General features: G+C 62.6%; 24 protein-coding genes and 1 tRNA gene. 12 read left to right on the top strand and 13 right to left on the bottom strand.

Going from position 1 to position 22,719, the window contains the following annotated elements; genetic code table 11:
* Positions 1-98 precede the first annotated feature (98 nt).
* Positions 99-1,145, top strand: a complete 1,047-nt coding sequence (locus ACTJKM_RS03145; RefSeq protein WP_058325917.1) for a threonine aldolase family protein — start codon at positions 99-101, stop codon at positions 1,143-1,145.
* A 74-nt stretch (positions 1,146-1,219) separates the two neighbouring features.
* Here ACTJKM_RS03145 and ACTJKM_RS03140 read toward each other — a convergent pair whose 3' ends face one another.
* The gene (locus ACTJKM_RS03140; RefSeq protein ID WP_058325918.1) at positions 1,220-2,077 is read right to left on the bottom strand and encodes a LysR substrate-binding domain-containing protein; all 858 of its coding nucleotides are present in this window, start codon (positions 2,075-2,077) and stop codon (positions 1,220-1,222) included.
* A gap of 94 nt (positions 2,078-2,171) precedes the next feature.
* On the opposite strand from ACTJKM_RS03140, the gene ACTJKM_RS03135 reads away from it, so the two are divergent.
* The gene (locus ACTJKM_RS03135) at positions 2,172-3,161 is read left to right on the top strand and encodes a bile acid:sodium symporter family protein (protein ID WP_058325227.1); all 990 of its coding nucleotides are present in this window, start codon (positions 2,172-2,174) and stop codon (positions 3,159-3,161) included.
* A 212-nt stretch (positions 3,162-3,373) separates the two neighbouring features.
* Here the strand turns inward: ACTJKM_RS03135 and ACTJKM_RS03130 are convergent, their stop codons facing one another.
* On the bottom strand, positions 3,374-3,835 hold the full coding sequence (locus tag ACTJKM_RS03130) for an Hsp20 family protein (RefSeq protein ID WP_057254625.1): 462 nt from the start codon (positions 3,833-3,835) through the stop codon (positions 3,374-3,376).
* A 386-nt stretch (positions 3,836-4,221) separates the two neighbouring features.
* On the opposite strand from ACTJKM_RS03130, the gene ACTJKM_RS03125 reads away from it, so the two are divergent.
* Positions 4,222-5,187: an alpha/beta fold hydrolase gene (locus ACTJKM_RS03125; RefSeq protein ID WP_057254624.1), complete on the top strand. Its 966-nt coding sequence runs from the start codon at positions 4,222-4,224 to the stop codon at positions 5,185-5,187.
* Between the two features lie 72 nt (positions 5,188-5,259).
* Here ACTJKM_RS03125 and hisN read toward each other — a convergent pair whose 3' ends face one another.
* The gene (gene hisN / locus ACTJKM_RS03120) at positions 5,260-6,033 is read right to left on the bottom strand and encodes a histidinol-phosphatase (RefSeq protein WP_058325919.1); all 774 of its coding nucleotides are present in this window, start codon (positions 6,031-6,033) and stop codon (positions 5,260-5,262) included.
* Positions 6,034-6,372: 339 nt separating this feature from the next.
* Positions 6,373-7,254, bottom strand: coding sequence for an N-formylglutamate amidohydrolase (locus tag ACTJKM_RS03115; protein WP_058325229.1), 882 nt, complete (start codon positions 7,252-7,254; stop codon positions 6,373-6,375).
* A 199-nt stretch (positions 7,255-7,453) separates the two neighbouring features.
* Here ACTJKM_RS03115 and cpdR1 point away from each other — a divergent pair, with 199 nt between their 5' ends.
* From cpdR1 to ACTJKM_RS03100, 3 genes are all read left to right on the top strand, one after another.
* Positions 7,454-7,819, top strand: a complete 366-nt coding sequence (gene cpdR1, locus ACTJKM_RS03110) for a response regulator CpdR1 (protein WP_034786813.1) — start codon at positions 7,454-7,456, stop codon at positions 7,817-7,819.
* 271 nt (positions 7,820-8,090) lie between these two features.
* A tRNA-Val gene (locus tag ACTJKM_RS03105) sits at positions 8,091-8,165 on the top strand.
* Between the two features lie 283 nt (positions 8,166-8,448).
* Positions 8,449-9,141, top strand: a complete 693-nt coding sequence (locus ACTJKM_RS03100) for an alpha/beta fold hydrolase (protein WP_057254621.1) — start codon at positions 8,449-8,451, stop codon at positions 9,139-9,141.
* A gap of 137 nt (positions 9,142-9,278) precedes the next feature.
* Here the strand turns inward: ACTJKM_RS03100 and ACTJKM_RS03095 are convergent, their stop codons facing one another.
* The 6 genes from ACTJKM_RS03095 to ACTJKM_RS03070 form a co-directional block, all read right to left on the bottom strand.
* Entirely contained in the window at positions 9,279-9,959 is a 681-nt protein-coding gene (locus tag ACTJKM_RS03095; protein ID WP_058325920.1) for a peroxiredoxin-like family protein, read from the bottom strand.
* Between the two features lie 128 nt (positions 9,960-10,087).
* Positions 10,088-13,348 (bottom strand): adenylate/guanylate cyclase domain-containing protein, encoded by a 3,261-nt coding sequence (locus ACTJKM_RS03090; RefSeq protein WP_058325936.1) that lies wholly within the window; start codon positions 13,346-13,348, stop codon positions 10,088-10,090.
* 218 nt (positions 13,349-13,566) lie between these two features.
* On the bottom strand, positions 13,567-13,827 hold the full coding sequence (locus ACTJKM_RS03085; RefSeq protein WP_057254619.1) for a hypothetical protein: 261 nt from the start codon (positions 13,825-13,827) through the stop codon (positions 13,567-13,569).
* 32 nt (positions 13,828-13,859) lie between these two features.
* Positions 13,860-14,051 carry a hypothetical protein gene (locus tag ACTJKM_RS03080; protein WP_058325921.1) on the bottom strand — a complete coding sequence of 64 codons (192 nt, stop codon included), beginning with the start codon at positions 14,049-14,051 and terminating at the stop codon, positions 13,860-13,862.
* Positions 14,052-14,137: 86 nt separating this feature from the next.
* Entirely contained in the window at positions 14,138-15,076 is a 939-nt protein-coding gene (dapA, locus tag ACTJKM_RS03075) for a 4-hydroxy-tetrahydrodipicolinate synthase (protein WP_058325922.1), read from the bottom strand.
* 11 nt (positions 15,077-15,087) lie between these two features.
* Complete coding sequence (locus tag ACTJKM_RS03070; protein ID WP_058325923.1) at positions 15,088-15,582, bottom strand: hypothetical protein; 495 nt, start codon at positions 15,580-15,582, stop codon at positions 15,088-15,090.
* Positions 15,583-15,883: 301 nt separating this feature from the next.
* Here ACTJKM_RS03070 and ilvD point away from each other — a divergent pair, with 301 nt between their 5' ends.
* Entirely contained in the window at positions 15,884-17,722 is a 1,839-nt protein-coding gene (gene ilvD, locus ACTJKM_RS03065; protein WP_058325924.1) for a dihydroxy-acid dehydratase, read from the top strand.
* Positions 17,723-17,880: 158 nt separating this feature from the next.
* Positions 17,881-18,309: a lipocalin-like domain-containing protein gene (locus tag ACTJKM_RS03060; RefSeq protein ID WP_058325925.1), complete on the top strand. Its 429-nt coding sequence runs from the start codon at positions 17,881-17,883 to the stop codon at positions 18,307-18,309.
* 20 nt (positions 18,310-18,329) lie between these two features.
* Here ACTJKM_RS03060 and ACTJKM_RS03055 read toward each other — a convergent pair whose 3' ends face one another.
* The gene (locus ACTJKM_RS03055; protein WP_440659918.1) at positions 18,330-18,734 is read right to left on the bottom strand and encodes a GFA family protein; all 405 of its coding nucleotides are present in this window, start codon (positions 18,732-18,734) and stop codon (positions 18,330-18,332) included.
* Between the two features lie 69 nt (positions 18,735-18,803).
* Positions 18,804-19,103 (bottom strand): hypothetical protein, encoded by a 300-nt coding sequence (locus tag ACTJKM_RS03050; protein WP_058325927.1) that lies wholly within the window; start codon positions 19,101-19,103, stop codon positions 18,804-18,806.
* 98 nt (positions 19,104-19,201) lie between these two features.
* On the opposite strand from ACTJKM_RS03050, the gene ACTJKM_RS03045 reads away from it, so the two are divergent.
* Complete coding sequence (locus ACTJKM_RS03045; protein WP_057254611.1) at positions 19,202-19,675, top strand: MarR family winged helix-turn-helix transcriptional regulator; 474 nt, start codon at positions 19,202-19,204, stop codon at positions 19,673-19,675.
* A gap of 113 nt (positions 19,676-19,788) precedes the next feature.
* On the opposite strand, the gene ACTJKM_RS03040 is transcribed toward ACTJKM_RS03045, so the two are convergent.
* Entirely contained in the window at positions 19,789-20,235 is a 447-nt protein-coding gene (locus ACTJKM_RS03040; protein WP_057254610.1) for a MarR family winged helix-turn-helix transcriptional regulator, read from the bottom strand.
* 61 nt (positions 20,236-20,296) lie between these two features.
* Here ACTJKM_RS03040 and ACTJKM_RS03035 point away from each other — a divergent pair, with 61 nt between their 5' ends.
* From ACTJKM_RS03035 to ACTJKM_RS03025, 3 genes are all read left to right on the top strand, one after another.
* Positions 20,297-21,025 carry a DUF899 domain-containing protein gene (locus ACTJKM_RS03035; RefSeq protein WP_058325928.1) on the top strand — a complete coding sequence of 243 codons (729 nt, stop codon included), beginning with the start codon at positions 20,297-20,299 and terminating at the stop codon, positions 21,023-21,025.
* Between the two features lie 103 nt (positions 21,026-21,128).
* On the top strand, positions 21,129-21,605 hold the full coding sequence (locus tag ACTJKM_RS03030; protein ID WP_058325929.1) for a DUF1579 domain-containing protein: 477 nt from the start codon (positions 21,129-21,131) through the stop codon (positions 21,603-21,605).
* A 127-nt stretch (positions 21,606-21,732) separates the two neighbouring features.
* Positions 21,733-22,500 (top strand): VOC family protein, encoded by a 768-nt coding sequence (locus ACTJKM_RS03025; protein ID WP_058325930.1) that lies wholly within the window; start codon positions 21,733-21,735, stop codon positions 22,498-22,500.
* The last annotated feature ends 219 nt before the right edge of the window (positions 22,501-22,719 follow it).

The following is a 22,719-nucleotide window of genomic DNA, read 5'->3' as shown; positions in this document are numbered from 1 at the left end:
AGTTGGCCTTTCGGCCGCCGACCGTGATTGATCCGGCCGAGAACTCGGCTAAGGTCGGCCAAATCCGTCGAAAAGACTGTAATACAGGGTGGAATGTGATGATTTTTTCGTCTGACAACTGGGCTGGCGCCCATCCCGCGATTGCCGAAAGCCTGATGGCGCATGCCGGCGGATATGCGTCCGCCTATGGCACCAGCGAGCTTGACCGGAAGGTGGAGAAGAAGTTCGCGGAAATCTTCGAAAGGGATGTCGCAGTCTTCTTCGTCGGCACCGGAACGGCTGCCAATTCGCTGGCACTTGCGACAGCCAATCGCGCAGGCGGCATCGCCTTCTGCCATCGCGAAGCGCATGTCATCGCCGATGAATGCGGCGCGCCGGAATTCTTCTCGCACGGCGCCAGGCTGAAGCCTGTCGATGGACCGCGGGGCAAGATGGAGGCCGCGCGCCTCGAAGCCGAGATCCGGCGCTTTCCGCTCGACAATGTCCACGGTGGCCAGCCGACAGCGGTCTCGCTGACCCAGGCAACGGAAAGCGGCACGGTCTATTCGCTCTCGGAGATCGAGGCGATCGCGGCCGTTGCCAAGGCGCACAAGTTGCCGCTGCATATGGATGGTGCCCGCTTCGCCAATGCGCTCGTCGGCCTTGGCGCAACGCCCGCTGAAATGACCTGGAAGCGCGGTGTCGATCTCGTCTCCTTCGGCGGCACCAAGAACGGCTGCTGGTGCGCCGAAGCGCTGGTGCTCTTCGATCTCTCGAAGGCGCACGAAATGCATTTCCTGCGCAAGCGCTCGGCCCAACTCTTCTCCAAGTCGCGTTTCGTCTCCGCACAGTTCGACGCCTACTTCGCCGGCGATCTCTGGCTGAACCTCGCGCGCCATGCCAACGCGATGGCTGCACGCCTCGCCGAGGGCATCGCCGCCTCGAAGACGAGCCGCCTCGCCTGGCAGGCGGACGCCAACGAGGTTTTCCCCATCATCAGGAAAGACGTGGCCACGAAGCTCAGGCAGGATGGCGCCGTCTTCTACGACTGGCCCGTGCCCCACGACCTCGATGGAAGTCTTGCGCCGGATCAGGGTCTCTACCGCCTCGTGACCAGCTTTGCGACGAAGGCCGACGACGTCGACCGGTTCGTCGCCGCGTGCTGAAGCAGTTCCAGGAAAACGGCCAGCTTTTCCATCCGGACGACCATCTCGCGACCTGAGCGGGGTGATCCCCCGCATCAAGCCTGTCCCTGCAGTGTCCTCACATTGGAGAGGATCTCGGCCGATAGTGCTGCACTCAGCTTGCGGTCCACGCCCTTGCTCGGCACCAGCACGAACTCGACGTCTTCGAGCGGCGGCAGGGCGCCGGCGGGGATCTCCTTCAACCCCTGCGGCACCATGCTGCGCGGCTGCACGAGCACCCCCATTCCGGCGCGCGCGGCCGCCGTCAGCCCGCTGAGGCTGCCGCAGGTGCAGACGATGCGCCACGGCAGGCGATGCCGGTCGAGCACTTCGAGCGCGACGCTGCGGGTGATGCTCGGCGGCGGAAAGGCGATCAGCGGCAGCACCTTGTCACGCCTGATCCTTTCGGGGTCGCGGGCGAGCCAGACGAGCGGCTCGCGATAGACGAGCTCGCCTCTCACGTCGCCGAGCCTGCGCTTGGCGAGCACGAGATCGATCTCGCCGTTGTCCTGCATCTGGTAAAGCACGCCGCTGAGCGCCACGGTCAGTTCGAGATCGACCGACGGATGAGCACGGACGAAATCTTCGAGTACCGCCGGCAGCCGGCTCATGACGAAATCCTCGGAAACACCAAGCCGCAGGCGACCACGCAGACTGCTTTCGGCAAAAAGCGCACGCACCTCGCCGTCGATCGTCAGCATCGAACGCGCATGGGCAAGCAGTGCCAGCCCATCCGCCGTCAGCGAAACACGGTGGGTATCGCGGGCAACCAGGGTTCGCCCGAGCGATGCCTCAAGCCTTTGAATATGCTGGCTGACGGTCGATTGCCCAAGCGACAGTTTCTCCGCCGCGAGTGTGAAACTGCCCATCTGTTCGAGCGCGACGAAGCTGCGCAACTGCACGAGATCCAGCATGGCTCATCCCAAATCGCGATAACTGTTATTCCTTGCATCCTGCTTCATAATGAGTGATCCCGGCAAGACGTTTGATAACAGCAAGTGACCGGATATGCGCCGCTACCTTCCCGATACCTTCACCATCCTGCTTCTGGCGACGGTGCTCTTGGCATCCGTCCTGCCGATCCATGGTGAGGCAACCGCCTGGTTCGGTTTAGCGACCAAGGTGGCGGTCGGCATGGTCTTCTTCCTGCACGGCGCGCGCCTTTCGCGCGACGTGGTGATCGCCGGCATCCTGCACTGGCGGCTGCACCTGACGATCCTCGCCTCCACCTTCGTGCTCTTCCCGCTGATCGGTCTTGCAATCGGCTTCGTCCCAACCTCGATCCTTCCGCAGTCGCTCTACACCGGCATCCTGTTCCTCTGCGTGCTGCCCTCGACGGTGCAGTCTTCGATCGCCTTCACCTCGATGGCCGGCGGCAATGTGCCGGCGGCGATCTGCTCGGCCTCCGCCTCCAACATATTCGGCATGTTCCTGACGCCGCTTTTGGTCGGGCTGCTGTTTACCGCCGGCGGCCACGGCGGCGTGACGCTCGATGCACTGGAGCAGATCCTGCTGCAACTGCTCGCCCCTTTCGTCATCGGCCAGCTGCTGCAGCCCTTGATCGGCAACTGGATCCGGGCGCGCAAGGGACTCTTGGCGCCCGTCGATCGCGGCTCGATCCTGATGGTCGTCTATCTCGCCTTCAGCCAGGCGGTGACATCGGGCCTTTGGCAGACCTATTCGCTGGCAGATCTCGGCGTCCTGGTCGTCATCGAGATTGTCATGCTGGCGCTCGTGCTCGCCGTCACCATGTTCGGCAGCCGACTGCTCGGCTTCGACAAGGCGGATGAGATCGCCATCACCTTCTGCGGCTCGAAGAAGAGCCTTGCGAGCGGCGTTCCGATGGCGAGCGCCATCTTCGCCGGGCAGAACATCGGCGCGATCGTGCTGCCGGTGATGCTGTTCCACCAGATCCAGCTGATGGCCTGCGCCGTCATCGCACAGCGCTACGCCGCCAAGAAGCAGGCCTCCGCCGTGCCCGCGCCGGCCAGATCCTAAAGCCTGTCGCGCAAAAGTGCGCAGCGGTTTTGCGACAACGACATGCGAAACATCAAAAACTTAAAGCGCAAGGAGCGAATCTGAAAGATCGCGACACGCTTTAGAAAGTCAGGAAAATCTGACGCGGGCTGCGTTCGGAACTGCGTGATTTCAATGAGCCAATAAAAAAGCGGCGCNGGGGCGCCGCCTGTCTTGGGAGATTGTCTTCGCGGTTAGAGGGTCTGGGCCTCGATCTGCTTCGGCTGCGAGGCAACGGACGAAATCTCGATCCGGCGGGGCTTGGCTGCTTCCGGAATCTCGCGGGTGAGGTCGATGTGCAGCAAGCCGTTCTTCAGCGAAGCGGACTTGATCTCCACGTGATCGGCGAGCTGGAAGCGGCGCTCGAAGGCACGCTTGGCAATGCCGCGATGGAGAAACTGGCTTTCGTCGCCCTTTTCCTCGGCTTTTTCGCCCTTGACCGTCAGCGTGTGCTCACGGGCCTCGATCGAAAGCTCGCTCTCGTCAAAGCCGGCAACGGCCATGGTGATGCGGTAGGCGTTTTCGCCGGTGCGTTCGATGTTGTAGGGCGGATAGGTCTGAGCTTCACCCGGCTGGCCGAGGCTGTCGAGCATCGTGAACAGGCGATCAAAGCCAACGGTGGAACGGTAAAGGGGAGAGAAATCAAAGTGACGCATTGTGTCCTCCTTGGAGCAACGGTTTGCGATGTCTGGTCGGCCACCCCATTCTGGCAGCGGCAAGACCGGTGAACGGACCCGTCTTCGGCGCCCGTGACCCTGATTTGGGGAGGAAAATTCGCGACTTCAAGACGCGAGCGCTTACGATTTTCCCGTGAACCCGACATGAACGGCCGCTTCGGCTTCCGTTCAGGCCCGGTGGGCTAGAAGAAAACTCTGGGCGGCAACTCCCAGGCTGAAGTGATACGTCCCTTCCTCTTCAGCAGCCGGAAACGGTGATCGTCCGGATTTCACCCACCGTTTCCGGCTTTTTTCTTTGACGACTGAGACCCTGCCGCCTATCCCTTGATGATACCGATCAACCCGCTCTTGGCCGTCACCACGTCATGACCTCGATCCTCCACTCGACACCGGACAATCCGACCCCGGAAAACTACGTGGCTGGGTTCTTCGATGGCGTCGGCGGTCGCAAGATTCGCTACGCGATCTTCAGGACGAAACAGCCTGTTGCGCGCGGCACGGTCGTCCTGCTGCAGGGCCGCAACGAATCGATCGAGAAATATTTCGAGACGATCGCTGATCTCACGGCTGCAGGTCTTTGGGTCGCAACCTTCGACTGGCGCGGCCAGGCGGGCTCCGAGCGGCTGCTGCCACACCCGGGCCGCGGCTACGTCGACCACTTCTCCGACTATGAACGCGACCTCAGCACCTTCCTCGAACAGATCGTGCTGCCGGATACGCGCCTGCCCTTCTCGATCGTCGCCCATTCCATGGGTGCGCTCGTTGCCCTGTCGCTGGCACCGATGCTAGCAAGCCGGATCGACCGGCTGGTGGTGCTGGCACCCTTCGTCGGCCTTGGCGGACAGGCGCTCGGCGAGCCCAGCATTGCGGCGATTGCGACCCTCATGCGCTGCATCGGCCTCGGCACCCTGCCGGCCCATCCCGACAAGGGCAACCGCCCGTTCGAAAGCAACGTGCTGACGGCGGACCGGCGCCGCTACCTGCGCAACATCGCACTGACCGACACGCATCCGGAACTGAGGCTTGGCCCGCCCACCGCGCGCTGGCTGAGCGAGGCCTTCCGCGCCATGCGCCGCGTCATCCGTCGCGAGCATCTGACGCGCATCACCCTGCCGACGATCATCCTGGCGCCGACGGCTGACCGTCTGGTGCCGCATCTCGCCGTCGAGTGGTTGGCGCGCAACTTCCGCGCCGCCCAGATGATCCCGATCGATGGCGCCCGCCACGAACTGCTGCATGAAGCGGATCGCTATCGCGCCCAGGCGATGGCCGCGATCCTTGCCTTTGTCATCCCCGAAGAGGGTGACGAACGCGAAAACAGCGCCGCCTGATACAGGCGGGCACACTCGCCAATCGTTTGATTTCGCATCTCGCTTCGGTATCAGCGCCGGAGCGTGGCGGCCTCAGCCTTTGAGGATTTCCAGCGCCTGAGCATGCAGTTCGGCGCTGCCGGCAGCGATGACTTCGCCGCCCATTTCCGCCGGTCCGCCTTGCCAGTTGGTGACGATACCGCCGGCCTGCTCGATCAGCGGAATGAGGCCGCCGACGTCGTAGGGTTTCAGTCCGCATTCGATCACCAGGTCGATATGACCCGCGGCGAGCAGCGCGAAGGCGTAGCAATCGCAGCCGTATCGGAAGAGCCGGACCTTGCTCTGCAGCGCCTCGTAGCGAGTCTTGAACGCGCCGGTGTAGAGGTGCGGCGATGTGGTGAACAGCACCGCATCCGAAAGCGAATTGCATGCACGGGTCGAAAGCACCTTTTCGCCACCGGGACCCCGGTAGGTCGCCTTCTCACCATCGGCGAAATAGCGCTCCCCGGTGAACGGCTGATCCATCAGGCCCATGACCGCTTCGCCATTGCGATAGAGGCCGATCAGCGTGCCCCAGACCGGCAGGCCGGAAATGAAGGCGCGCGTGCCGTCGATCGGGTCGATGACCCACACATATTCGCGGTCGAGCCCGACATTGCCATGCTCTTCGCCAAGGATGCCATGCTCCGGAAAATGCTTCTCGATCAGCGCACGGATCGCAGCTTCCGCCGACTGGTCCGCCTCCGTTACCGGATCGAAGCCGCCTTCGATCTTGTTGACCACGCTGGTGCCGATCCGGAATCGCGGCAGGGTCTCTGCCTTGGCAGCTTCAGCAAGGCGATCGAAGAAGGCGCGGTCAGGCAGCATGGCTCTCTCTCAGGGAAGCATGGACGAAGGAAGGTTCGTCCTGCATAGACGAAATTTACCGAAAGGCAAACGCGCTGATGCGATGGCAGCAGCCGCCAAATCGCCTGTGTTTTCATATTTCTAGCGTTTCAATCGGTTCAGATACCGCTTTCGACTGAAAAACGTTTGATGCACTGCAAAAGTCTTCACTGCTTCAACTTGACATTTGTGCAGTGCAATATTAAGGTTTGGGTACAGTCACCTGTGACTGTAAATACCCTCCTTGGGTGTTTCCTCCCTAGACTTGACCGCGCCGTTGGCGCGGTTTTTTTTGAAGCTCCGCGACAGAAAATCCGAAGGTCACTCCGCTGCGAGCGGAAGGTAGGCGCCGTAGTCTTCGACATGGCGGGCAAGCGACGCGACGAAGGTCGTGAGATCTGCAACCAGCACGCCGAAGCCGGGCTTGCGCACCAGCGTCGTCTCATCCACATAGAGCGCCCGGTTGATCTCGATCTGCAGCGCATGCAGCCCGCGTGTCGGGCGACCGTAATGCTCGGTGATGAACCCGCCCGCATAGGGTTTGTTGCGCACGACGCTATAGCCGAGCTGCTGCAACAGATCGACTGCGGCGCGCGACAGTTCACCCGCGGCACTGGTGCCGTAGCGGTCGCCGATGATGAAGTCGGGACGCTGGGCGCTGCCGGGCAGATGCACGTTCCCGGGCATCGAGTGGCAATCGATCAGCACCGACAGGCCGAACTGCACGTGGGTGCGCGCGATCAGTTTGCGCAGGGTGGCATGGTAGGGCTTGTAGATCGTCTCGATCCGCGTCAGCGCGTCTTCCACCGGGAAACGTCCGCGGTAGATCTCCATGTTCTCGGCGACCAGCCGCGGTATCGTGCCGAGGCCGCCGGCGACGCGCATCGAGCTGATATTGGCGTGCGGCGGCAGCGGGCCGTCGAACATGCGCGGGTCAAGCTCATAGGGCTCACGGTTGACGTCGAGGAAGGCGCGCGGGAAATGCGCCAGCAGCATCGGCGCTCCGAGAAAAGTCGCGTTCTGAAACAGCTCATCGACATAGTGGTCTTCCGACCGGCGAATCGAAACAGCGTCGAGCCGCGACTGATCGAGAAAGCGCTGGGGATAGGACCGACCGCTATGCGGTGAATTGAACACAAAGGGAATGCGCTGGATCGGAGGTTCCAGGACCTCAAACAGTTCCCTCTCCGCAATTTCCCCCATCTGAACCCTTTTTTACCATATGCGGTTCTTACAATTGTCATCATGTTGCCAGTTGGTCCGCTCTGTGTCCATAGTGACCAATCACAGCTCCCGGGGAATTGACGTCCCGCGTTCACGAGATATTTACCGCGTTGGGGTTTGGATAAAACGCCGCAATCTACGCGCAATAAACTGAAAAAAGAGAAGCACGGCCGAATTCATGACTGCGAAAATCCTTCTTGCCGAAGACGACAACGATATGCGCCGGTTCCTGGTCAAGGCGCTCGAAAAGGCCGGCTACAAGGTCATGTCCTACGACAACGGCGCCAGCGCCTATGACCGGCTTCGCGAGGAGCCATTCTCGCTTCTCCTCACCGACATCGTCATGCCCGAGATGGACGGCATCGAGCTGGCGCGCCGCGCGACCGAACTCGATCCGGACCTCAAGGTCATGTTCATCACCGGCTTTGCCGCCGTTGCGCTCAATCCCGACTCCAAGGCGCCGAAAGATGCCAAGGTGCTTTCGAAGCCCTTCCACCTCCGCGACCTCGTCGACGAGGTCAACAAGATGCTGGCCGCGGCTTAAGCGACTAGTTTTCCACAGTCGCTGCCGCTTGCGGCACACTGTGGCGACAAGCCAAGACGATTTCCGATCGACCGCCGCGATCCACAAGGATCTCCGGCGGTCTTTTCGTTTCAAGGCCTTAGCAGGAATCCCGCAAATCCGGGCCCTCGCCACGCCGCCGCGACCGACCCCCGGATGGGAAAAAACATGCCTTCGAAATTTCTGTCAAAAAACCTTCGAAAACCCTATTGACGCGACAACGGGTTTTGTGGTCTATGCGCCGACATCGGATGGGCGTGTAGCTCAGCGGGAGAGCACTACGTTGACATCGTAGGGGTCACAAGTTCGATCCTTGTCACGCCCACCATTCGAATTCCAAGGGCCTTTCGAGAAATCGAGAGGCCCTTTTCGTTTGTCCCGGGACGCGCCGGTTGGCGACACCCTCCACCCATCCCAATTCTGTACGAAGTTTAATGTCTTGCGCCATGGAAGCGCCCCGTTCCGCGCCCTAGTTTGCATTCGCAATCCGATCGCACCCGCAGACCTTTAATCGCATCCGTGACCAACGGCCGGCCACCCATCTCGCGTCTCGATACGCGAACGCGACGTCGTGCCGACCACATCTTCTCTGAATGAGAAAGGAACGGACAATGCCTGCCGTCAAGAACATCCTGCTCGTACACGGCGCCTGGGGCGATGCTTCCCATTGGCGTCACGTGATCCCGCCACTCCACGCCAAGGGCTACAGGATCGCTGCAGTGCAGAACCCACTGACCTCGCTTGCCGACGACATCGAGCGCACGCGCAAACTGGCGGAATCGCTTGATGGCCCGACCCTGCTTGTCGGCCACTCCTATGGCGGCGCGGTGATCAGCGGCGCCGGCCATGCAGCCAATGTCGTTGGCCTCGTCTATGTCGCGGCCTTCGCGCCGGATGAGGGCGACAGCCTCGGCAGCATTTTTGCGCGGCGTAATCCACCCTCCGGTGCTGCCAGTATCCGCCCCGACAAGGATGGCTTCCTCTGGTTGGCGCAAGACACCTTCCGCCAGAGCTTCGGCCAGGATTTGAACGAGACCGACGCGCTGGTCATGGCGGTGACGCAGAAGCCGATTGCCGGGCGTTGCTTTGAAGACGAGGCCGGCCCCCCGGCCTGGAAGGAAAAGCCGAGCTGGTACCAGGTATCGCGCCACGACAACATGATCCCGCCGGAAACCGAACAGTGGATGGCTGAACGCATCAAGGCAAAGAAGATCATCACCCTCGACGCCAGCCACGCCTCGCTTGCATCGCATCCAAAGGAGATCGTCGCGCTGATCGACGAGGCGATCGCTTCACTCGGCTAAAGTATGTCGCGCAAAAGTGCGCAGCGGTTTTGCGATAACATCGCGACGAAAAACCCCGTCGATCACCGGACCGACGGGGCCTTGTTCCAGGATCACCGCCAACCGCCGTCGACGGCCAACCATCCAAAGTCGACGCCTTAATGCACCATGGCGGAGGCGGCGGACATCAATTCGTCGCGACGCGGGGCTCCGAACATGTTCTGGCCGCCGTCCGGTACTTCCGTGAAACTCCAGCGCACAACGCCATCACGATCGAGCAGGAACTCGCCGACGAGTTGCCCGGCCCCGGTCGCCATCATCCGTTCGTCGGCCTCGGTGATCTGGTAGCCTTCCGCCTTGTCGAGATAGGCCATAGCTGCGATCGGGTCCATCGGTTCCGGCAATTCGCCCGGCATATTCACCTTCATCGCCATGATCGTCTTCTGGGCGATCTTGTACGGCCAGGCGTCCTCGTCCTCGGTGAATTCGAGGTTGGGCAGCCCGAACGCCCGATGCGAGACCCGTTCGGGATCGGCGGCGGCCAGCAAATTCGGCACAGGATGATAACGGAAATAGAGGCGCGCTCGATCGATCGGCGTATTGACCACCGTCAGGCTCTCGATGCCCCGCTCCCGCAAGGCGCCGTCGAGTTGCGCCATGGCGGCGATCTGCCGTCTGCAGAACGGACAATGCAGGCCGCGGAACAGGCCGACCAGGACCGGTTTGCGGCCGCGAAAATCATCAAGGGCGATCTGACCTTCCTGCGTGATTGCGTCGAGCACCACATTCGGCGCCCGATCCCCCGGCTGCAACGGCCGTCCACTCAGCGGCTCAACCATGTTTCATCTCCTCATCCCGGCCGGAACGCTCCTGGTACGCCTTGTGGCAAGGCAGGCGCTTTTTCTCCGGCAAGCTGTGCGCAGCAATCAAAACGTGGACGCCGCGCCCCAGGCGACGATCGGAAATATCAGTCGAGAAACGGCAAAATCATCAACGCCTCGGGATCGAGACCATGTTGCGCACATATGTCTCTCGCCAAGGCGAAGTACCTTTCCGCTGCATCGAGATCGCCGGCGTCCAGGCAAAGCGTCGCCAAGCCATCATAACACGGAAACAGGAGCTGCGCCTCTTGCGTTTCTCCGCAAAGGTCGAGCGCCTCCTGATAAAGGCCGCGGGCGACATCTGCCCGGCCATGACACTGATGGATCTGGCCGAGCACCAGCAGCGACACCGGCAAGTGGTCGCGCTGGTCGAGTTCCCGGTCAATCGCAATCGCGCGCTCGGCTGCCGGCACGCCGTCCGGCGCACAGCGATCGGTGAAGGTGCAATAGGCGACGGCAAGGTTGGCGAGCAGGCGCGCCTGAAAACCGAGGTCGCCGATACGCCTTGCCATGTCGAAACCGCAGCGGCAAACCTCAATCGCACGTCTCGGATCGGTGACCGCGTAGAACACCGCCAGATTGGTATAGCCGCGGCAGGCGGCATTCAACAGGTTCGCGCCTTCCGCTGCCGCGACGCTTCGCTCGACGATACCGATCGCTTCGGCGCTGCGGCCAAGGCGGGCAAGCGTCACGGCCTTGGTGTTCAGCGCTTCGGCCGTGACCCGCATCGCCTCCCGCTCAGTCTCTGGGGTCTCCGGCGTATAGGCCGCAATGCGATCCAGGGCGTCGTCCGCCGCCTTGAGGGCGCCGGCATAGTCTCCCATGCGGAAGGCGAGGTGGCCGCATTCCTGTGAAAGATGCGCACCTTCAATCGGCGCGCTCACGCCTTCGAGCAGCTCGGCGGCGGCCGCGAAGGAAGCCAACGCCTCGTCACGCCGCCCGGTTTCCCAGAGATGATGGCCGAATTTGCGCCGGATTCGTGCCGCGGCAATCCGGTCGTCCATCGCGCTGTAAATCTCCAACAGTGCGCCGTAGTGCTGAACCGCCGCCTCGCGCTGGCCGGTCGGGCCCAGGAGATCGGCGACGCGTTCGCGTGCGGCAAGCCATTCGGGCCCCTGTTCGCCGGTGGCCGCCAGTGCCGCCATCGCCTGTTCATAAAGCCGGATGGCATCATCATTGGCATAGAGCGCCCGCGCCCGGTCTCCAGCCGCGACCAGGTAACGTGCGCCCTTGGCCTTCTGTTCGGAGAGGCCGAAATGGTGGCCGAGCAGCGCCATTTCCTCGGGCCGGTCGGTATCCTCGCCGAACCGGCGCTCCAGCACCTTGCCGATCAATGCATGCCCGTCCGTGCGCCGACTGAGCAGCAGATTGTTGTAGACCACCTCCTGCAGCAAAGTCTGGGTAAAACGATAGGTCTGCGTGCCCAGGAACCCGCCGCCGTCCCTGGCTTCTTCGATGATCTCCGCATCGCAGAGCAGATCAAGAACCGTATCCACCGGCGTCCGCCCCGAAACCGCTTGCAGCAGATCCGCATCGAAGCGCGGCCCGATCATCGCAGCGTGGTGCAGCATTCGGCGGGCGTCCGGCGGCAGCCGATCGACGCGGCCGAGCAGTATCGCCTCGATGGTCACCGGAATGTCGGCGGCCGCTTCGCGCTCCACCACCCGCCAGGTCGAGCCGACCCGCTGCACGGCGGATACATCGATCAGGCCGCGCACGATTTCCTCGATGAACAGGGGATTGCCCCCGGCCCGTGCCAAGATGCGCTCGGCGAGCGCCTGAGGCAGCCCATCCCTACCGAAGAATGCCGCAAGCAGCCGACGCCTGTCGGCTTCCGAAAGCGGTGCGAGGCGCAACGCCGTCAAGTTTGTATGGCCGGGCTTCAGCTGATCGGCATCGGCGTCGGGCCGCTGGGTGGTGAGCAGCATCAACGGGCTGCCTTCCGTCCGCTCGAGGACGAAGGATATGGCCTCGAGCGAGGCAGCGTCGGCCCAGTGCAAATCCTCGATCACGAGCAGTAAGGGCGTTCGTGACAGGCGTCGTTCAAAAATCGCCCTCACCCCCGCGAAAAGCTGCCGGCGCATTTGTTCCGGCTCCACATGGCGCAACAGCTCATCCTGGGAATCCATGCCGAGGATCCGCAGGAACAGCGGCACGAGCTGTTCGAGCTTGTCTTGCGCAAATCCGATCTCGGCCAGTCCCGCGGCGAGTAGCTCTGTCGTCCGCTGCAGGCTGTCGCTCATCGAAATCCCGTAGGCACCGCGCAGCACCGCCGCGAGAACGCCATAGGACGGTTCTCCGAGTGACGAACTGCCGGCACGACGAACGACGACGTTCGAGAAGCGCGGATCCGCGGCCACCCGTTCGAGGAATTCTTTGACCAGCCGCGACTTCCCGAGCCCTGCCTCACCCGTCAGGCGCACCAGCTGCGCCGTCCCGCCGCAGGCAAGCTCGAGGCAATCAATGAGGCGCTTCATCTCCGCCTCACGTCCGATCAGCGGCGCACCGAGCCCCAGCGCTTCGAGACCACGTGCCGTGCGTGGTGCCTCCAGAGACTGCGTCAGCCTGTAGACCTCGACGCTTTCCGCTTTGCCGCGCAACGTCGTCGCGCCAAGCGCCTCGTAGGCAAAGGCGTGGCAGGTCAACCGATAGGTCACCGGCCCGACGAGGATCTCCCCAGGCCCTGCCAGCGTTTGCAGCCGCTGCGCCGTGTTGACTGCGTCGCCGGTCACCGAATAGGCTTTGCCGTCGCCAGCGCCCAAACGCCCGGCCACGACCGTTCCGGTGTTGAGCCCGATATGGAGGTTCAGTGGCTCGCCGATCCGCCGCTGCCAGCGTTCGCCGACCCGCCTTGCCCGACCGACCATGTCGAGCGCGGCACGAAGCGCTCTCTCGGAGTCGTCCTCGTGCGCCACCGGCGCGCCGAAAAGGGCAAGCAACGCGTCGCCAATGAATTTGTCGACGAAGCCACCGTAAGCCTCGACCGCCTCGGTCAGTTCTTCGAAGAGTTCGTTCTGGAAGGCCCTGAGGACCTCCGGATCCACCTGCTCGCTGAGACCAGTAAAGCCGCAGAGGTCGGCAAAGAGAATGGTGGCTGTGCGGCGGTCGGCGCCCGCCTCCTCTCCGCCAGAAGGTCGCGCCCGAGGCGTCTGTGCCGTCGCAGGTGGCGAAACCGTCGGCTTTATTGGTGCCGGGCTTCCAAGCCGGGTGCCGCAGGTGGGACAAAACGAGAAGTGTGGCGGGCAGAGTGCGCCGCAACCGGGACACGGGCTATGCTGCTTGGCACCGCAATTCGGGCAAAACGCAAACCCGCCTTGGATCTCGCAACCGCACTCGTGGCAGTTCATCGACGACGAACCTTCGAACGAACCAGGCTGGCACGGCGAATGCGGAGCCAGCCGGGACATGATGGCTTCGCAAGAATGGACCCGCATCACCTGCTTTGCAAGCAACAGCAAGAATTGCGATGGGAGACCGCGAATGCGGCCTCCTCCAGGGCCTCCCGACGGTTTCCCGATCGATCAGTCCGGCAATGGTTCGTCGGCAATCTCGGCCTCAAGCGCTGTCAGGAGTGGGCACGGCGCGGCTTCGGTGGACGGGAAAACGTATCGAGATCGATAGCTGCACCTTCCGGCGCGCGGCACACCTCCTCCGGATGCCGATCGCTGGCCTCGACGGCGAAGTGGATCGCCGCCGTCTCGTTGGTGAAGAGGCCGCCAACGACGCCCTTGCGGTCGGAAACGACCCACCAGCCGTGCCTGTCGCGGCCAACGACGAAACGTGCGCGCGCGCGAAAACCACGCCGAATCTGCTGCGTACTGCCCATGATGGAATGATCCTCGTTGATCGGAAAAAGGCTTAACCGGCAATCCACGGAATGGCGGCCTGGATGCCATAGGCAAGGCCGAGAACGATACCGAGGCGGACGCCGATGCCGAGAAAGACGTCGCGAACCGCGCTGTCGTTATCCTGGCGGTTCTCGATGTTTTCGTTGCCCTGGGCGCGTCGGCGCTGTTCGGCCTGAGCGGCAAGATGCGGCAAGCGTGACATGATCTGTCTCCTTTTTGACATAAGGTCCCGCGCACCGAGCTCAACGAATGAGGGGATGCTGGCAGGACGGGAATTGTTGAGGGAACTCAGCTCGCGAGCGCGATGCGGACGCCGCGGCCGATATGGGTGGAGGACGGAAGTTCGGTGAGCGGCTCGAGTGCCGCACGAATCTCGGCCGCCGTTTCCGCCGCAACCGGCGTCAATGGCAAGCGCAGTTCGGGGCTGAGGGCGCGCGCCAGATGCAGCGCATATTTGATCGGTCCCGGATTGGTCTCGCGCTCCAGTGCCACCAGCAACGGCCTTATCCGTTCATGGATGGCAAGCGCCGCCCCTGTATTGCCGGTCGTGATTGCCTGATGCATCGCCACCACCAGCCGCGGAACGACATTGGACGCCACCGATATGGTGCCGTGTCCGCCGCAAAGATTGAACGGCAGCGCCGTCTGGTCATGGCCGGAAAGCGGACGAAGGCGGTTTTTCAGCTCAGCCGACATCGAAAGAAGCCAGCCGATGTCGCCGGTCGCATCCTTGATGCCGACGATGCCGGGAAGCTCCGCCAGCCGCTCAAGCGTTCGCGGTGTCAGATCGACGCCGGTGCGGGCGGGCACGTTGTAGAGGATGACCGGCAAATCGACCGCCCTGGTGACCGCCTCGAAGTGCCGATAGAGCCCCTCCTGCGACGGCTTGCTGTAATAGGGCGCGACAATGAGCACCGCATCGGCGCCGAGCGCCTTGGCTTCCGCCGTCAGGTCGATCGTCGTCTCGGTACTGTTGGTGCCGGTTCCGGCGATAACGGGGATCTTCCGCTCGGCGACCTCGACGCAGCGCTCGATCACCATTGTCCGCTCGGTACGCGACAGCGTCGGCGCCTCGCCGGTGGTACCGCAAGCGACGATGCCGGAGATGCCGTGGCGTATCTGCCATTCGACCAGCGACATCAGACCGGCGACATCGACCTTGCCGTCGCGAAACGGTGTGACGAGCGCCGTGATCGCCCCGTCGAGGCGCAACGAGTGCATGTTCATGGAAATATCCTTCAGGTGGGAAACTGGCCGCGGTCGGTAGCCGCGATGGCAAGCTGATAGCTGCGGCAGGAGCGCAGGAAGGCGCCGAGGATTGCGGCGGCCAGATCGGCATGCCGCGCCTTGAACGTGAGCCGACCCGCACCTGGCGGCTGATAGCGCAGCGCACAGGTCCAAAGCCCGAGTTCGTGGCTGAGTGTTCTGAGACAGAGCTTTGCCTCAGTCGTAGACGTCAGGTGGATGACCGCATCGACCTGGGCATCGGCCGCCATCAGATCGCGGAACCGACGCGACGGCCACTCGTCCACGGCGAGACCGGGCAGTTCCCGGATCACGCGGACAGCCTCCCAGACATGATGCTCACGCAGGCGGCGAACCGCGCTCAGCCGAAGCAGTAGCACATCCAGGGGATCTGCATTCGCCTCGACAGTAACGGGCCGCTGGCGCAAACCCATATCGGGCAGAAGGCTCCGGACATGATGACGCAAGCTGAAATCGTGAAGAGACATGGAACTCATCCGTATTCGATGAGGGGAACCTAGCTCCATCAGGCGTCCGGATTCGATTCCGACTTCGCGCGCCCGGCATAAGATTTCCGTAAAGCCTCCCGATTGGTGCTGTCCAAGGCATTCATGCGCGGCTAGATTGACACTCGAAGGGACAGAAAACCCCGCGAAATGCAGGCGCGCGGCGTCGAAATAATCTGACGCAAAAGATGACGTGCACGCAATTTTGCGCTAGGTAGCCCCTTCTGTGGCGATAAGGATCGCCATATTTCGCGCAATGCCCTGTCCGTGAAGGAACATGCCCATGCCTGCCTATCGCTCACGTACCACCACCCATGGCCGTAACATGGCCGGTGCCCGCGGCCTCTGGCGCGCGACGGGCATGAAGGACAGCGATTTTGGCAAGCCGATTATTGCAGTGGTGAACTCATTCACCCAGTTCGTGCCGGGCCACGTGCACCTCAAGGATCTCGGCCAGCTCGTCGCCCGCGAGATCGAGGCGGCCGGCGGCGTCGCCAAGGAATTCAACACCATCGCCGTCGACGACGGCATCGCCATGGGCCATGACGGCATGCTCTATTCGCTGCCGTCGCGCGAGATCATCGCCGACTCGGTCGAGTACATGGTCAATGCCCACTGCGCCGACGCCATGGTCTGCATCTCGAACTGCGACAAGATCACGCCCGGCATGCTGATGGCGGCGCTCCGCCTCAATATCCCCGCCGTCTTCGTCTCCGGCGGCCCGATGGAAGCCGGCAAGGTCGTGCTGCACGGCAAGACGCATGCGCTCGATCTGGTCGACGCCATGGTCGCAGCCGCCGACGACAATGTTTCCGACGAGGACGTCAAGGTCATCGAGCGCTCCGCCTGCCCGACCTGCGGTTCCTGCTCCGGCATGTTCACCGCCAATTCGATGAACTGTCTGACCGAGGCCCTCGGCCTGTCGCTGCCCGGCAACGGCTCGACGCTCGCGACCCACGCCGACCGCAAGCGCCTGTTCGTCGAGGCCGGCCATCTGGTCGTCGATATTGCCCGCCGCTACTACGAGCAGGAGGACGAAAGCGTCCTGCCGCGCAACGTCGCCTCCAAGCAGGCTTTCGAAAACGCCATGGCACTCGATATCGCCATGGGCGGCTCGACCAATACCGTGCTGCACATCCTCGCCGCCGCCCATGAGGGCGAAGTCGATTTCACCATGGCCGACATCGACCGGCTGTCGCGCAAGGTTCCCTGCCTGTCAAAGGTGGCGCCGGCGAAAAGCGACGTGCACATGGAAGACGTGCACCGCGCCGGCGGTATCATGTCGATCCTCGGCGAACTCGAGAAAGGCGGCCTCATCAACCGCGATTGCCCGACCGTCCACAGCGCCACGATCGGCGACGCCATCGACCGATGGGACATCACTCGCACATCGAGCGAAACGGTGCGCAACTTCTTCCGCGCGGCGCCGGGCGGCATCCCGACGCAAGTTGCCTTCAGCCAGGAGGCGCGCTGGGACGAGCTCGACACCGACCGCGAAAAGGGCGTCATCCGCTCGGTCGAACATCCCTTCTCCAAGGATGGCGGCCTCGCCGTGCTCAAGGGCAACATCGCCATCGACGGCTGCATCGTGAAGACCGCTGGCGTCGACGAGAGCATCCTGAAGTTCTCCGGCCCGGCCCGTGTCTTCGAAAGCCAGGATGCATCGGTCAAGGCGATCCTCGGCAACGAGATCAAGGCCGGCGACGTGGTCGTCATCCGCTACGAAGGCCCGAAGGGTGGCCCGGGCATGCAGGAAATGCTCTATCCGACGAGCTACCTGAAGTCGAAGGGCCTCGGCAAAGCTTGCGCGCTGATCACCGACGGCCGCTTCTCCGGCGGCACCTCCGGCCTCTCGATCGGCCACGTTTCTCCGGAAGCGGCCAATGGCGGCACGATCGGTCTCGTGCGCGAAGGCGACATGATCGATATCGACATCCCGAACCGCACGATCAGCCTGCGTGTCGACGAGGCGGAGCTTGCGAGCCGGCGCGCCGAACAGGACGCCAAGGGCTGGAAACCGGCCGAGCAGCGCAAGCGCAAGGTAACGACGGCACTCAAGGCCTATGCCGCATTCGCCACCTCGGCCGACCGCGGAGCAGTGCGCGACCTCGGCGACCGCTGAGACGAAAAAAACAGAGACAGTCCGAAGGCCCCCGATGTTCGGGGGCCTTTTTTCTTTGGCCGGATGTCAGGCTCTGGCCTGTTGCGCATCGCTGCCTTCTTTGCCCGGCAGCGTGCATCTGTTATTTTAGGCTACCCTAAGATTAAAACAGGTGGGTCATGGCGAACGCTTCCGAACTGCTCGGCACCTGGAAGATGCTCTCCTGGAAACGCAAGGTTGTCGCCACCGGCGAAACCAGCGATGCCATGGGGGCCGATCCTATCGGCTACCTCTCCTACTATCCCGATGGCCGCGTCAGCGCCGTCGTGGTGAGGCGTGATCGCCCCGCATTGAAAGGCGCCGTACCGACGAGCGACGAAAAGGCGGCGCTGTTCGACTCGATGCTCGCCTATGCCGGATCCTACAGGCTTGAGGATGGCCGGGTCATCCACCAGCTGGATGCGAGCTGGAACCCGGCCTGGGGCATGTCCGATCTGATCCGCCCGTTCTACGTGGAAGGCGACAGGCTGGTGATCTACGGCGCACCAGCCATCGACCCCCGGACTGGAGAAGAGGTCACATACAATCTCGAGTTTCGTCGGATATGACCAGCCGCCATTGCCAGACGTCAGAGATGACGCGTCTCGGCCGGCGCGTGGAACCAGTTGTTGTTGCGTCCGTCCATATATTGCGCCGGCACCTCGGCGAGCACCGCCGGATCGAGGTCGTCGAGGCAGGCGACGTTGACCGAATAATAGGCACCGCCGATCTCCTCGATGTAGCCGTGGCCGAAGGCCGCGACGCCACAGATCTTGCAGAAACGGTGATGCACGCTGTTGCTGCTAAACTGGTAGTCGGCGATGTTGGCTTCGTCACACTGCAAGCGGAAACCGTCGGGCTTTACGATTGCCCCCCAATAGCGCCGCTTCCAGCAGATCGAGCAATTGCACTTGCCGGTGCCGGCATCGAGGTCGACATCGGCCTCATAGCGGATATTTCCGCAATGGCAGCTTCCCTTATAGGTCAGTTTCATAACCGTCACTCCTGCTTTCCGGGCCCAGGCAGACCCCACTTTGCCACCCACCAATTTGACAACACGCTGTCAGATGAAGCTTATACAATGCATTTGCCACATTGACAATATGTTGTCAACTGAAAGCAATTGCTCGGTGCGCCCGTCAGAGATGGCGAACCTCGACAGGTCTTTCATCCCATCGGTCGTTGCGGCCATCCAGATATTCCACCGACACCTGGGCGAGGACGGACGGATCGACATCATCCAAGCGGCAACATTGATACAGAAGGCGCAATTGCACTTGGTCGTCCCGGCATCGAGATCGAAAGTCGCCTCGTATCGCACCTTGCCGCAATGGCAGCTGCCCTTGTAAGTCCTCTTCGCCATGCTCTCCTCTCCCTTGCTGAAAGGGCTTGCTGAAACGAGAGCATCATGACAACATGATGTCATGCAAAAATTTTCACACAACGGGTGGCACTGTCAACATGAAAGACCCTGAACGCACGCACGCCGGCGACGCCTTTGCGGAATTTGCGATAACCGCGTTGCGGCTTGCCGGTCCGCTGACGCAGGCCGGCGACGCACTCGCCAAACCTTCCGGACAAACGAGCGCCCGCTGGCAGGTACTGGCAGCGGCAAACCACGCCCCCATGTCGGTCGCCGATGCCGCGCGCGCCCTCGGCCTCGCGCGCCAGGGCGTGCAGCGCATCGCCGACCTGTTGGAAGCGGAAGGCCTGATCGCCTACAGAGACAATCCGACCCACCAAAGGGCAAAACTCATGGTCCTGACGGCGGCCGGCGAAACGGCGCTGCACGAAATCAAAGAGCGGCAGGCGGCTTGGGCCGACAGGCTCGGTGCCGAATTGGGTGAAAGACGCCTGCGACAGGCCTCGGCCTTGATGGCGGAGATCATCGAAGTCCTCAAGGAACGATCCTCACCGGAAGATCCCGCCCCCTAGAGCATCCCGCTCTCAAGTGGAATCACTGGAGGCGGAAAGATGCTCTAGATTCAAAGTGCTAGAGCGTCCTTTGTGCGTTCACTTGAACGCACGGCGTTCTAAGCAACCGCCGTTCAAGCCAGTGTCAGGAGATCCGCGCGCAGGCGGTCCGGTCCACCTTCGCCAAGCACCGGATCGAGCGCCTCATGCAATGCCTTCCAGATGGGTATGGCACGCGCCAGCAGCGCTGCGCCCTCCTGCGTCAGCCGCAGCCGCCGCGACCTTCGGTCCTCCGGATCGGGAAAGCTCTCGATCAGGCCGCGCCGTTCCAAGGGCTTCAGCGCCGCAGTCAGCGTCGTCCGGTCCATGGCGAGCAGCGACGCAACCGATCCCATGTTCGGAGGCGCCGGACGATTGAGCGACATCAGCAGGGAGAACTGCCCGTTGGTGATATCGAGGGACCGCAGCGCCTCATCGAACCGGCGGGCTATGGCACGCGCGGCACGCTGCACATGCAGGCAGAGGCAGGTATCCTTCACATGCAGGGTGGTCTCGAATGGAATTAAAGGCATCTTTGACATGGCTGATTAATGTTGATATCAACGTAATTAGTCAAGTGCAACGTTGGAAGGAGGAACGGGCATGAGACAGGACCACGCAGTCGTATCGCCTCGGGAGTGGTTGGAAGCGCGCAAAGCACTGCTCGCGCTTGAAAAGGAACACACCCACGCACGCGACAAGGTCAATGCCGCCCGGCTGGCTCTGCCCTGGGTGAAAATGGAAAAGACCTACGTTTTCAACACGGTGACCGGGCGCAAGTCGCTGTCCGAACTGTTCGACGGTCGCAGTCAGCTCATTGTCTACCATTTCATGTTCGGCCCCACCTGGGAGGCCGGCTGCCCCGGCTGCTCCTTCCTGGTCGACCACTTCGCCGGCATGCTGCCACACCTCAACCACCACGACGTGACGCTGATCGCCGCATCGAATGCGCCGCTGGCGAAGATCGAAGCCTACAGGAAGCGCATGGATTGGCACTTCCCCTGGGTCTCTGCGGAGGGCAACGGCTTCAACCATGATTACCACGTCGCCTTTTCTCCGGACGAACTGGCAAGCGGCAAGGTCGCCTACAATTTCACCGAGATCGAAAGCGCCAACGCGCATGAGGAACTGCCAGGACTGAGCGCCTTCCAGAAAGGCGAGGACGGCGCGATCTATCACACCTATTCGTCCTATGCCCGCGGTCTTGAGGAACTGGTCGGCACGCTGATGCTGCTCGACCGCGCGCCGAAGGGCCGCAACGAAGACCACACCATGAGCTTCGTCCGCCGCCACGACGAGTACGAAAAGGTGCGCGGGCGCAAGGCAGGCTGATCCTCCTCGTCCTTCGCGGGCGGAACCTTTCGCCTGCGAAATCGTTTCCAGAACGCTCGCGTGCCGGGCCGATGACCTGCGCCCGGACCAAGAAGGAAATCCCGTGAAAGCAGAACCGGAAGAAGCGCATCGCTGGCTCGAACAAATGCTGGGCGACTGGCAGGTTCGCACGGCCGGATCCGATGGCGAGCCCGACGGGAGCGGCCCCTGGACCGAACACGTTCGCTCGCTTCATGGCCTTTGGATCGTCTGCGAAGGTCAGGGAACGATGCCGGGCGGCAGCTTCGGCGAAACGCTCATGACGCTCGGCTACAATCCCGAGACGAAACGCTACATCGGTACCTGGGTCGGCTCCATGCTGACCCATATGTGGGTCTATGACGGCGAACTGGATGCGGAAGGCAGATCCCTGTCTCTCTACTGCGATGGACCGGATTTCGAAAACCCCGGCAGAACCGCGCGGTACCGGGACGTCATAACGCTCCTCGATCACTCCCGGCGCTTGCTGACGGCGCAAGTGCAGGCGCCGGACGGAAGCTGGAAAGACATGATGACGGCGGAATACCTGCGCCGGGATTGACCGCGGGACGAGCGACCGTGCCCGGTTCCCGGCCGCGTCCCGCTTCAACCCGCTCCGACGTCGGCCCATTCGAACATGCAACCAAGCGGCACGAAATGCGCCGCGCCAAGCAAACTGGAGGAAGGCAATGGCAGATCACGGCAAATTTGTTTGGTATGAACTGATGACGACGGACATGGCCGCGGCGGAGACCTTCTATAAGGACGTCGTCGGCTGGAATGCCCGCGATTCCGGCATGCCCGGCATGAGCTACACGCTGTTCAATATCGGCGAGCTGCCGGTTGCCGGATTGATGACGATGCCGGAAGGTGCGCTCGAAATGAAGGTACCCCCGGCCTGGCTCGGTTATGTCGGCGTCGACGATGTCGATGCGACCGCCGCCAAGATCGCCGCCAAGGGCGGCAAGGTTCATCGGGCGCCGGATGATATCCCGGGCATTGGGCGCTTTGCCGTCGTCACCGACCCGCACGGCGCCGTGTTCGCGATCTTCAAGGGAACGGGCGATCCGCCGCCGGTCACCGATCCGATGGCGCCCGGTCTCGTCGGCTGGCACGAACTCGCGTCCGGCGACCTCGACACCGCCTTCCCCTTCTACGCCGAGCTCTTCGGCTGGACGAAGGACCAGGGCATGGACATGGGCGAGATGGGCACCTACCAGATCTTTGCCCATGGCGCCGCCCCGATCGGCGGGATGATGACCAAGCCGAAGGAAGTGCCCGCGCCCTACTGGCTCTACTACATCAACGTGCCTGCGCTCGACGCATCGATCGAGCGTATCAAGGCCGGTGGCGGCAAGGTCGTGCTCGAGCCGATGGAGGTGCCCGGCGGCGCCTGGATCGTCCAGGCGCTCGACCCGCAAGGCGCCCTTTTCGCGCTGGTCGCGCCGAAGCGCTGAACGGTCGCGTCAACCGACAAGCACGCGCATGAGACAGGGCCCGCCTCCCATCAGGAGGCGGGCCTCTTTTCTATCCGATGGGCGCTGTGCGGTGACGGAATGCAAGCCGCTGCCCTGCACCACGCGCATCCCTCGGTTGCGGCGCGACCCGTAGTATTTCAGGGTATTTCAAGGTTATTTAACACCTTATACGATAACAGGGGCAACGAGCACACTGAT

Source organism: Ensifer sp. 22460 (assembly GCF_052044935.1).
Taxonomy (GTDB): Bacteria; Pseudomonadota; Alphaproteobacteria; order Rhizobiales; family Rhizobiaceae; genus Ensifer.
Note: the sequence above shows the minus strand (reverse complement) of the source record. Positions and strands in the feature narration are given on the sequence as shown.

Bases quoted from the DNA above. Each gene is read 5' to 3' on its own strand.
- ACTJKM_RS03145 (WP_058325917.1), top strand. From the start codon at position 99: ATGATTTTTTCGTCTGACAACTGGGCTGGCGCCCATCCCGCGATTGCC.
- ACTJKM_RS03140 (WP_058325918.1), bottom strand. From the start codon at position 2,077: ATGCTGGATCTCGTGCAGTTGCGCAGCTTCGTCGCGCTCGAACAGATG.
- ACTJKM_RS03135 (WP_058325227.1), top strand. From the start codon at position 2,172: ATGCGCCGCTACCTTCCCGATACCTTCACCATCCTGCTTCTGGCGACG.
- ACTJKM_RS03130 (WP_057254625.1), bottom strand. From the start codon at position 3,835: ATGCGTCACTTTGATTTCTCTCCCCTTTACCGTTCCACCGTTGGCTTT.
- ACTJKM_RS03125 (WP_057254624.1), top strand. From the start codon at position 4,222: ATGACCTCGATCCTCCACTCGACACCGGACAATCCGACCCCGGAAAAC.
- hisN (WP_058325919.1), bottom strand. From the start codon at position 6,033: ATGCTGCCTGACCGCGCCTTCTTCGATCGCCTTGCTGAAGCTGCCAAG.
- ACTJKM_RS03115 (WP_058325229.1), bottom strand. From the start codon at position 7,254: ATGGGGGAAATTGCGGAGAGGGAACTGTTTGAGGTCCTGGAACCTCCG.
- cpdR1 (WP_034786813.1), top strand. From the start codon at position 7,454: ATGACTGCGAAAATCCTTCTTGCCGAAGACGACAACGATATGCGCCGG.
- ACTJKM_RS03100 (WP_057254621.1), top strand. From the start codon at position 8,449: ATGCCTGCCGTCAAGAACATCCTGCTCGTACACGGCGCCTGGGGCGAT.
- ACTJKM_RS03095 (WP_058325920.1), bottom strand. From the start codon at position 9,959: ATGGTTGAGCCGCTGAGTGGACGGCCGTTGCAGCCGGGGGATCGGGCG.
- ACTJKM_RS03090 (WP_058325936.1), bottom strand. From the start codon at position 13,348: ATGAACTGCCACGAGTGCGGTTGCGAGATCCAAGGCGGGTTTGCGTTT.
- ACTJKM_RS03085 (WP_057254619.1), bottom strand. From the start codon at position 13,827: ATGGGCAGTACGCAGCAGATTCGGCGTGGTTTTCGCGCGCGCGCACGT.
- ACTJKM_RS03080 (WP_058325921.1), bottom strand. From the start codon at position 14,051: ATGTCACGCTTGCCGCATCTTGCCGCTCAGGCCGAACAGCGCCGACGC.
- dapA (WP_058325922.1), bottom strand. From the start codon at position 15,076: ATGAACATGCACTCGTTGCGCCTCGACGGGGCGATCACGGCGCTCGTC.
- ACTJKM_RS03070 (WP_058325923.1), bottom strand. From the start codon at position 15,582: ATGTCTCTTCACGATTTCAGCTTGCGTCATCATGTCCGGAGCCTTCTG.
- ilvD (WP_058325924.1), top strand. From the start codon at position 15,884: ATGCCTGCCTATCGCTCACGTACCACCACCCATGGCCGTAACATGGCC.
- ACTJKM_RS03060 (WP_058325925.1), top strand. From the start codon at position 17,881: ATGGCGAACGCTTCCGAACTGCTCGGCACCTGGAAGATGCTCTCCTGG.
- ACTJKM_RS03055 (WP_440659918.1), bottom strand. From the start codon at position 18,734: ATGAAACTGACCTATAAGGGAAGCTGCCATTGCGGAAATATCCGCTAT.
- ACTJKM_RS03050 (WP_058325927.1), bottom strand. From the start codon at position 19,103: ATGGCGAAGAGGACTTACAAGGGCAGCTGCCATTGCGGCAAGGTGCGA.
- ACTJKM_RS03045 (WP_057254611.1), top strand. From the start codon at position 19,202: ATGAAAGACCCTGAACGCACGCACGCCGGCGACGCCTTTGCGGAATTT.
- ACTJKM_RS03040 (WP_057254610.1), bottom strand. From the start codon at position 20,235: ATGTCAAAGATGCCTTTAATTCCATTCGAGACCACCCTGCATGTGAAG.
- ACTJKM_RS03035 (WP_058325928.1), top strand. From the start codon at position 20,297: ATGAGACAGGACCACGCAGTCGTATCGCCTCGGGAGTGGTTGGAAGCG.
- ACTJKM_RS03025 (WP_058325930.1), top strand. From the start codon at position 21,733: ATGGCAGATCACGGCAAATTTGTTTGGTATGAACTGATGACGACGGAC.